This is a genomic window from Kitasatospora sp. NPDC091257, from assembly GCF_044757675.1.
Lineage (GTDB): Bacteria > Actinomycetota > Actinomycetes > Streptomycetales > Streptomycetaceae > Kitasatospora > Kitasatospora lactacystinica.
Window position 1 is genome coordinate 1 of sequence record NZ_JBIVVI010000210.1, and the last position, 9624, is coordinate 9624.

6 protein-coding genes and 2 pseudogenes are annotated in these 9624 nt (G+C 72.7%); all 8 read right to left on the reverse strand.

Going from position 1 to position 9624, the window contains the following annotated elements:
• The coding region (locus tag ACIQOV_RS12825; RefSeq protein ID WP_401048023.1) for a M48 family metalloprotease at positions 1 to 743 on the reverse strand (743 nt) is incomplete at its 3' end.
• Complete coding sequence (locus ACIQOV_RS12830) at positions 740 to 1159, reverse strand: BlaI/MecI/CopY family transcriptional regulator (protein WP_401048025.1); 420 nt, start codon at positions 1157 to 1159, stop codon at positions 740 to 742. The genes ACIQOV_RS12830 and ACIQOV_RS12825, both read right to left, overlap by 4 nt.
• 504 nt (positions 1160 to 1663) lie before the next feature.
• Positions 1664 to 4840 (reverse strand): AfsR/SARP family transcriptional regulator, encoded by a 3177-nt coding sequence (locus ACIQOV_RS12835; RefSeq protein ID WP_401048027.1) that lies wholly within the window; start codon positions 4838 to 4840, stop codon positions 1664 to 1666.
• A 242-nt stretch (positions 4841 to 5082) separates the two neighbouring features.
• A pseudogene (locus tag ACIQOV_RS12840) lies at positions 5083 to 5403 on the reverse strand (hypothetical protein); the annotation flags it as partial.
• Positions 5404 to 5521: 118 nt separating this feature from the next.
• Entirely contained in the window at positions 5522 to 6085 is a 564-nt protein-coding gene (locus tag ACIQOV_RS12845; protein ID WP_401048035.1) for a CGNR zinc finger domain-containing protein, read from the reverse strand.
• A 377-nt stretch (positions 6086 to 6462) separates the two neighbouring features.
• Positions 6463 to 8097 carry a ribosomal protection-like ABC-F family protein gene (gene abc-f / locus ACIQOV_RS12850; protein WP_401048030.1) on the reverse strand — a complete coding sequence of 545 codons (1635 nt, stop codon included), beginning with the start codon at positions 8095 to 8097 and terminating at the stop codon, positions 6463 to 6465.
• 351 nt (positions 8098 to 8448) lie between these two features.
• A pseudogene (locus ACIQOV_RS12855) lies at positions 8449 to 8676 on the reverse strand (helix-turn-helix transcriptional regulator); the annotation flags it as partial.
• 110 nt (positions 8677 to 8786) lie between these two features.
• On the reverse strand, positions 8787 to 9515 hold the full coding sequence (locus ACIQOV_RS12860) for a DUF4097 family beta strand repeat-containing protein (protein WP_401048033.1): 729 nt from the start codon (positions 9513 to 9515) through the stop codon (positions 8787 to 8789).
• Positions 9516 to 9624 lie beyond the last annotated feature (109 nt).

Sequence of the window (9624 nt, forward strand, 5' to 3'; positions counted from 1 at the left end):
GACAGGAGCCGGCTGCCGCGCACCCCCGTCCCGGCCGAGCCGGCCAGCGCGGCGCGGGCGATGGCGGTCGCGGCGACCCTCCGGTCCCCCACCGCCGTCGCGGCGGCCTCGTCCGCCCACCGCTCCAGGTGGAACTCCAGCGCGGGCCCCAGGCGCGCGAGCGCCGGATGCACGGCCGAGGCCAGGTCGACGACGGCCGAGAGCACATGGTGCCGCCCCCGGAGATGAGCCCGTTCATGGGCGAACAGCACCGTGCGCTCCGACGGCCCGAGCGCCCTGAGCATGCCCTCCGACACGACGACGCGGGCGGCGCGGCCACGGAAACGCGGCAGGGCGAAGGCCTCCGCCTCCTCACCCGGGACGACGAGCACGTCGCCCTCGGCCGTCCCCTCGCCGGTCAGCGCCCACGCGCGGGCCAGCAGCGCACGCTGCCGGCGAGCGGCCGGCACCAGCCGCACCGCCTGCACGGCGAGCAGGACCCCGGCGGCACCGGACACCGGCACCACCGCCGGCCAGTCCGCCGTCACCCGGGCGAACCGCAGGTGCTCCAGCCCCGCCAGGAACGGCACGTGGAAGAGCCCCGTCAGCGCCGCGACCGTGCCGCCCGCGAGCAGCACGGCCGCCCCCGCGAGGGTCAGCGAGGCCTCGCGCGGCGGGAGCAGCCCGGCCAGCCGACGGGCCGCGGGCGCCGCTCCCCACGGAAGGACGACGGTGAGGGCGACGACCACCAGGAACAGCGTCACGCCCCGCCCTCCAGCACGGCCTCGCCCCCGGCCGGAGCCGGTGCGGCCTCCGCCTCGATCAGCAGGCGCCGCAGGACGTCCCCGTCGTCCGTGGACAGCGAGGACACGAACCGCTTCAGGACGAGGTCCCGCTGCGGCTCCTTCTCCAGCTCCTGGCGCATCCGCCCGGCCGCCAGCCCGGCGGCGTCCGCGACCGGCGCGTAGGCGAAGGAACGCCCTGGCCGCGTGCGCTCCAGGGTCCCCTTCTCGTGCAGGCGGGTGAGGATCGTCGCCACGGTCGTCCGGGCGAGGTCCTGGTGCAGCGCCGCCTTGACCTGCTGCGAGGTCATCGGCTCACCGGCCGCCCACAGCACCGCCATCACGTCCGCGACCAGTTCCCCGTGCGGACGCCTGGCCTCCTGACCGTCCCTCGGCATCTCTCTCCCTGTCCCGAAGCGTTCGCCCGGCACACCCCGACGCCGACACCGGTCGGAGACGAGGCCGCCCGCGCCGGTGCGGCGAGAAGGGGTACGGCCTGGGTGACTTAGGTGTGCCTCAGCTAACTTTACGGGGCGTGCGGATCGCCGCCGAGCCGGTGCCAGCCGGTGAGGGGGATGCCGGCCCGATTCCTGCGCCGGGGTGCTTCAGGCGGCCGTGCCGGCCGTGGGTTCGGTCCCGGCGGCGGGGGTATCGACCGCCGCGCGGAATGCCCAGATCGGAAGCCAGGCCTTGGCGGTCGCCGCCGGCTGGTGCGAAGTGGCGAGTACGGGAACGGACAGGACGGCCAGACCTATGGTCAGAATGGCTGCCGCACACGAGAAAATTTTACGCATGAGCATTCTTCCAGGTGTTCGTCTGAACATAACACCGGAATTGATACACCAGAGCTGCCCGGCCCATCAAATCGAGTCCTAGGTCTGCCATGGCCGGCCGGGCGAGTTCTATTCGCTTGTTTGATCCAATTGCCTGCGGAGATTGCGCATTGTTTTCGATTCTGGAGTGCGCGTCGACTCGGAAAGTTCAATGGCGCGTCGGATTGTCGTGCGGGCCGCGTCCGTCCGACCGGTTCGCAGCTGCAATTCGGCCAATGCCTCGCAAGCGTGGGCCTCCTCCTCCGGTGCCTCGATCTGCCGGGCGAGAGCGACGGCCTGGCGGAGATGGTCGAGCGCCTCGGACGTCCGGTCGAGTGCGTGCTCGGCTCGGCCCGACCCGCGCAGCGCCCCGGCCTCCTCGCGCTGGGCGCCGATCGATCGGGCGAGTTCGAGTGCGCGCGAGTTCTGGTCGAGGGCGGCGTCGTACTGCCCTGTCTCCAGATGCACGGCGCCCAGTCCGTTCATGGCGTCGGCCTCGGCCCGTCGGTTTCCCGTCTGGCGGAAGGTTCGGAGCGCGGCCCGGTAGAGTTCTGCGGCTCGGTCGGCTTCGGCGGGGAGTCGCAGGGACGCCGCGAGGTTCACGCGGATGGCGGCGAGATCGTTCGGCGGCAGGATGTTTTCCCCGGTTGCCAGGATTTGCTCGAATGCGTCGCGCGCGGCAGTCGGGTTTTGACTGCTGAGGTGTATTCCGCCGAGATTGCCGAGAAGCTGCAGACCGAGTCGTGCGGCACCGAGGGTCTTGGCGAGGGGGAGGGCCTCGGAGAAGGCGTCGAGCGCTGCCTGGCTGTCGCCGAGGTGCAGGAGGATGGTGCCGAGATTGTTCAGGCAGCGGGCCGTGTTCCACTCGTCCCCCGATTGCCGGTGAATCTCGACGACCTCGCGCTGCGTCGCCAGCGAAGCCGAAAGATCGCTCTGGCTCCACCGGATCTGGGCGAGTCTCTCCAGCGCCGCCGCGGTGCACTCGGCGCTGCCTGCCGCTCGCGCTATGGCGAGGGCGCGCTCCGAGGCCCGCTGGGCGAGGGCGTACCGGGCGGTGCGGATCCGGATCGAGGCCAGGGCCAGGAGGGCGTGGCCCTCGGCCAGGTCCTCGCCGCGGCCGTGCCAGTGGTGTGCCGAGGCCCGGTGCATCTCGTCGGCCTCGCGCCACAGCCCCTCGGTTTCGAGGTGGTCGGCGAGGGCGTGGGCGAGCCAGGCCGCCTCCTCGGTCATGCCGGTGGCCCGGGCGTGGGCCTCCACGGAGACCAGGCCTGGGAGTTCCACCCCCAGCCAGGCCCTGACGGCCTTGTCGTCGGGCCAGTCGAGCCCGTCCACCAGCGCGTCCACGGGGGCGAGTTGCGGCAGCTCGGGGACGGTCCGCCGGAATCGCCGGGGATTGAGCGTGCGGTCGGCTCGATCGGCCGCCCGCAGCGCGAATCCGATGAGCCGTCGAACCGCCTGCTGCCGTTCCTCGGCCGTGACGAGATCGACGGCGAACTCGCGCAGGAGATCGTGCAGTACGTACCGCTCCGGCGAATTCTCCTGGAGCATGTGCAGGTCGTGCAGGCTCTCCAGGATCCGGTCGGTCTCCCGCAGCGGCCGTCCGACCAGGGCGGCGGCGGTGTCGGGGCCGAAGTCGGGACCGGGGTGCAGGCCGAGGCGGCGGAACGCCTCCTGCTGGGTGCGGGAGAGCGAGCGGTACGACACGTCGAACGCCAGGGCCACGCTTTCGAGCCCGTGGCGGAGCTCGTTCAGCCGGCCGCCGCTGCGGGACAGCCGCCGGACGAAGTGGTCCAGGGACCACGTGGGGTGGGCCTTGAACCGGCTCGCCGCCAGGTCGAGGGCGAGCGGGAGCCGGCCGCACCGCTCGACGAGCGCGTCGACCCCCGCGGGGTCGCCGGCCCGTTCCTTTCCGACCAGTGCGGTGAAGAGTCCGGCCGCGTCCGCGGGCGACATGGGGTCGAGGTAGAGCGGACTGCAGGGGAGTTCGGCGAGCCGGTGACGGCTCGTGACGAGGATGCAGGAGGCGGGATTGCCCGGGAGCAGGGGGCGGACCTGTCCGGGCCCCCGGGCGTCGTCGAGTACGACCACGGCCCGGCGCTCGGCGAGCAGGCCGCGGCACCGGGACGCCAGCTCGTCCCGGTCGGTGGGGATCGAGGCGGCCGGGACCCCGAACTGTCTGAGCAGCAACGTCGCCACCGCCTCGGTGTCCAGCGGCTGTTGAGCGCCCCCGTTGGCGCGGAGGTCGACGTAGTACCGGCCGTCCGGGAAGCGGTCCCGGAGGAGGTGCGCGGCGGTGACGACGAGGCTGGTCTTCCCGGTGCCGGCCATGCCGGAGACCGCGCGGATGCAGCCGCCCGCGCCGTCCGGCGAGCCGCTCGTGGGCGCCGACAACAAGTGCCGGAGTTCCGCGTCGCGGCCCACCATCCGGTGCCGCACGGGGAGGTAGTTGCTGCGCGCGGGGCCGTGCTCGGCGGCGATGGGCGGAGCGACGGGCCGTCCCGGGCGGGTCAGGATCTCGCCGATCGGGGCGCGGCGAAGGATGCGTTGCTGAAGTGCCCTGAGCTGTTCGCCGGGTTCGGCGCCGAGGTACTCCAGCAGTTCCCGCCGGGTCCGCCGGAACACGTCCAGCGCCTCGGCGAACCTGTCGCAGCCGTAGAGCGCGGTGATCAGGTGGCCCGCCACCCGCTCGTCGGTCGGTCGCTGTTCCGCCAACGCGGCCAGTTCGGGGACGAGTTCGGCGAAGTGTCCGAGTCTGAGCTCGACTTCGCAGCGGGTCAGCATGGTGGCGAGCCACTGGTCGCGCATGGTGCTTCTGGTGGCCCGGGCCCATTGGCCGGGCAGGCCGGCGAGGGGCTCGCCCCGCCAGGTGTCGTCGGCGCGCCGGAGGAGTTCGAGCGCCTGGCGGTCGTTGCCCGCGTCGGCGAGCGATCGGGCGCGTCGCCCGAGCCGGACGTACCGGGGCCAGTCGACCTGGTTCGGATCGGTGTCCAGGGCGTAGGCGTGCGACTTGCGGTTGATCACCGCGGGCGGCGCGCCGTCGTCGGCGTGCTGTGCCTTCCGGAGCGCGGAGCGCAGCCGGGAGACGTAGGAGTGCACGGCCTCCCGGGCCTTGGCCGGGGGCTCGTCGCCCCAGAGCCGGGTGATCAGGGTGTCCAGCGGTACCGGCCGGCCGACGTCGAGTGCGAGTGCCGCGGCGAGACAGCGCAGCTTGTTGGTCCCGAGCGCCACGGGCCTTCCGTGGACGGACAGTTCGACTGCTCCGAGCACATGGAACTCCACGGTACCCCCGCCGGTCGGTCCCCATCCGTCGCCTCGGAGAGCATGGCATGTGTGCGGCCGGTCGGCCATAGCACGTACCGGCCTCGGGGCGGTTCGGCTTCGGCATGTTCTCCGGCTTTCCGCCTGCTATGTGGTATCTGCCCCGGGGTCGCCGTCGCTCGGGCCCGGCGTCGGTCGGGGCCGTCCTCCCGCAGGCGGTTCGGCGGCGGTACGAAGACCATCGGAGTGCGTCACCGGCTTGACTGGTGATGATAGGGCCGGCAGATGGCTTCCCGGGTGCGCACGTGTCCATGGGCGGCCGGGCCCGGCCCCACCAGGGTGCACAGGACGGAACGCTGCTGCTGGTGGCGCCGTACGCGGCCCTTGGCGACGAGCGACTCCAGGGTGTTCCGCACGACCTGGGGCGTCGGGGCGCGCTTCGGGTGCTTCTCCATGAGTTCGTCCCGCAGTTCCTTCGCCGGGCACGGTTCGTCGTGCCGGTCCAGGAGTTCCGCGAGCAGGTCACCGAGCAGAGGCCGGTGCGAGGCCCCCTTCGCACCGGCCTTCGTCGTGCCGGCGTCCGTGGTGCGGGCATCCGGCGGGTCGCAACCGTTCACTCCCTCGGCATGGACGGTGATGCACGGTACCCGTGCCGGGGTCCGGCCGCCGAGGCGCGCGGTCGTGGAGGGACTACCGGGCACCCGCGGTGGACGGCGTCTTCTTCCGCGCGCGGTAGGCGGCGGCCTTGATCTTGTTGCCGCAGGACTCCATGCCGCACCACTGGCGGCGCATGCCCCGGGAGCGGTCGATGTAGACCCGGGTGCACTCCGGGTTGCCGCACTCCTTCATCAGGGGGACGTCCGGGCCGCTGAGGAGTTCGACCGCCTGGCGCGCGACGGTCGCCAGCGCCTGCTCGGGGGTCGCCTCGTTGTGCCGCCCGGTCATGGTGAGCTGCGGTGTCACGGGCGGCTTGCGCGCGGCGGCGTTGAGCACGGCGAGCGCCTCGCGGTCGAAGGGCTCGTCGAGTCGCCGGTTGGTGACGAGCCGGTAGATCGCCTCGCGGACGGTCGTCGCCTCGCGGACGTCGTGCTCGTCACCGGGCGTGATCGTGTCCACCAGCCCGCAGTCCAGATACCAGGCGTTCAGGCGCTCCGGCGTCACGAACATCTCGAACCGGACCGTGCGTCGTGCACGGAGCGTGGCCGCGAAGTCCAGGGCCGGGTGCCCGCAGACGAAGACATGGTCAAGGTTCACGTCACCATGCTGACAGGTGACTGTGTCGAGGTGCAATGACGCGTGGCTCCGGTCGTCGCACAGCCGCGGGGAGAGGGGCCCGGCGAGCACGGCGAGCAGCGTCGACTTGCCCGTCCCGTTGCCGCCCGTGACCAGCAGCCGGTCGGTCGCCGCCACCTCCGGGGCGTCCAGCACGAGCCGGCCGGGCAGCCGGACGCCCGGAGCGACGCCAGCGGTCGCGGGCCCTCCCCGGTGCCGCCGAGACGCGCCGGCCGCCGAGGTCGCGGACGAGGTCGTGGGCGATCAGGGCGTGCTGGAGCACGGGGAACCTTCCGAGGTGAGGGGTGGTGGGCCCGCCGGGCACGGTGCCTCGGCGGGCCGCGTCGCACGTCGGCGGATCACACCGCGGGCGCCCCGGTCTCCTTCAGCGTGCCGTCGGCCAGCCGGAGCCAGCGGTTCACCCCGATCTCGGCGAGGAGGCGCTCGTCGTGACTGACCACCAGGAAGGCGCCCTGGTAGCAGTTCAGGGCGCTCTCCAGCTGGCCGGCGCTGACCAGGTCGAGGTTGTTGGTCGGCTCGTCGAGCAGCAGCAGGTGCGGGGCCGGCTCCGCGCACAGCACGCAGGCCAGGGTGGCGCGCAGCCGCTCGCCGCCGGAGAGCACCCCGACCGGCAGGTGGGCCCGGGCCCCGCGGAAGAGGAAGCGGGCGAGCAGGTTCATCCGCTCCGTCTCGGGCCGCTCGGGGGCGAACGCGGCGAAGTTCTCCGCCACGGAGCGGTCGAGGTCCAGCAGGTCCAGGCGCTGCGAGAGGTAGGCGATCCGCCCGTCGTTGCGCTTGATCTCCCCGCTGTCCGGGGCGAGTTCGCCGGTGACCAGGCGCAGCAGGGTGCTCTTCCCGGCGCCGTTGGGCCCGGTCAGCGCGATGCGCTCGGGGCCGCGGACGCTCAGGTCGACGCCGCCCTCGGCGAACACCGGCCGGCCGGCGTGGCGGACCTGCAGGCCCTCGCCGAGGAAGAGGTTGCGTCCGGCGGGCACCTGGGTGTCCGGCAGTTCCAGGGAGAGGCGCTGCTCCTCGCGCAGGGCGCGCCCGGCCTCGTCGAGCCGGGCCTTGGCCTCGCCGACCCGGGCCGCGTGCATCTGGCCGGCCCGGCCCGCGGACTCCTGGGCGCCGCGCTTCATGTTCCCGGCGAAGATGCGGGGCAGGCCGGCGTTCTTGAGGTTGCGGGCGGCGTTGCTCTGGCGGCGCTCGGCGCGTTCGCGGGCCTGCTGCATCTCCCGCTTCTCCCGCTTCAGCTCCTGTTCGGCGTTGCGGACGTTCTTCTCGGCGACCTCCTGCTCGGCCCGGACGGCCTCCTCGTACGCGGTGAAGTTCCCGCCGTAGAAGCGTAGTTCGCCGTTGCCGAGTTCGGCGATGTGCTGCATCCGGTCGAGCAGCGCGCGGTCGTGGCTGACCAGCAGCAGGCAGCCGTTGAAATCCTCCAGCACGTCGTAGAGCTTGTGCCGGGCGTGCGCGTCGAGGTTGTTGGTCGGTTCGTCGAGCAGCAGCACGTCGGGGCGCTTGAGCAGTTGGGCGGCGAGGCCGAGGGAGACGATCTGGCCGCCGCTGAGCGTGCTCAGGCTGCGGTCCAGGGTGAGGTCGGCCAGGCCGAGACGGTCGAGCTGGGCGCGGGTGCGCTCCTCGATGTCCCAGTCGTCGCCGATGGTGGTGAAGTGCCGCTCGTCGACGTCCCCGGATTCCACGGCGTCGATGGCCCGGATGATCCGGGCGATGTCGAGCACCTCGGCGACGGTGAGGCCGGAGGTCAGGGGCAGGCTCTGGCGGAGGTGCCCGAGCCGTCCGGTGACCGTCACCGAGCCGGTGGCGGGCTTGAGTTCGCCGGCGATCAGTTTGAGCAGGGTGCTCTTGCCGGAGCCGTTGGGGGCGACCAGGCCGGTCCGGCCGGCGGGCACGGTGAAGGACAGGTCGTGGAAGACCGGGGTGTCGTCGGGCCAGGCGAAGGAGACGTTGGAGCAGACGACGGCAGCGTCGGACATGGGGATGACCTCGAAGGGAATGAGGGCAGGAAGACGGACCTCTGCCCTGGGCAGACGTGCGGAAGAGGGGTACGACGAAGCCGACCACCTCGGCGGCGCTCCTGAAGCACCGGCCGGTGGCCGTCAGATCCGGGTCTCACCCGGAGATGTCGTCGTCACCCGCCACGTCTGCCACTCCTCGATCACACGACTACAGGTCACGGCCACTGTAGCAGGAGCCGCCGGCCGGCCGGATGGCCGGACGGGTGTGCTCCCCGACGGGTGTCGACCGGCAACTGCCCTTCGCCGTGGCCGCTTTCGCCCCGTGGCGATTCAAGCGGGTGGGCCCGGCGCCGCCGCCGTACGGCGGGGTCACGCGTCCGGGGCGGCGGGCATCCGGCCGAGGGCGTCGCGCAGGGTGGCGCGGGAGGTGATCCCGAGCTTGGGGAACGCCCGGTAGAGGTGGGAGCCGACGGTGCGCGGGGACAGCCGCGTCCGCAGGCCGATCTCCTTGTTGGTCAGACCGCCCGCGGCGAGGTCCGCGATCCGGCGCTCCTGCCAGGTCAGGGCCGCGACACGGCCCGCGGCCGGCCCCTGCGCAGGCCCGTGCCCGGCACCGCCGGGTGACGGTGCCGGGCACGGGTGCGGTGCGGGTGCGGGGCGGGTCGTCAGTGGGCGGTGGCGCGGGCGGCAGCACGCCGCGGGGATCGTCAGGCCTGCTTGACCGTGATGCGCCCGTTGCCGGTGCTCAGGGTGAGCCGGTACCGGCCGGACGGGTCGTCGGAGACCCCGATGTCCTGGTGGCCGTTGTCGCTCTTCGCGGACACCTTGTACGTGGCGGCCGGCACGAGCAGGGTGATGGCGCCGTTGGAGGTCGACGCGGAGACGTCCTGCGGCCTGGTCGAGGTGATGTCGATCGCGCCGTTGTGGGTCTCGGCCTGGATGCGGTCGCCGTTCAGTCCGCGCCCGGTGATGGCGCCGTTGGTGGTCGTCACCTCGGTGCTGCCGTTCACCCCGTCCAGGTCGACCGCCCCGGAGTGGGTGGAGACCTGCACGGCGCCCACCCGGGAGAGGCTGACCGCGCCGGTGGAGGTCCGGCCGCTGACCGGCAGCCCCGCGGGGACGTCGACGGTGTAGGTGACCGAGCAGTACTGGCCGCAGCCGCCGAGCACCAGCACGCCGTTCTCGACCCGACTGGTCGCGCCCGGCTTGTCGTTCTTGTAGCTGACCGACCGGTGCACGGAGACCTTGTCGAGGCCGTCCTTGCCGCGCAGGGTCACGCCGCCGGAGGTGGTGTCGAGCTTCACCGCGGTGATCGTCCCGCTCACCGCGGCGTCGTCGTCGAAGGTGTTGTCGGGAGCCAACCCGCAGGCACTGAGACCGCCCACGGCGGCCGCGAGGACGACGAAGGACGCGAGACGGCCGGACTGCTGGCGCATGTCATTCCCCAGATCTGGAGGGCGTTCCTGAACGGGCCCCGTCGCGGGGCGGACCCGACGACGCTATCCCGGTGCGAAAGTCATCGGCCATGGGGCTAACCCCCGTCCC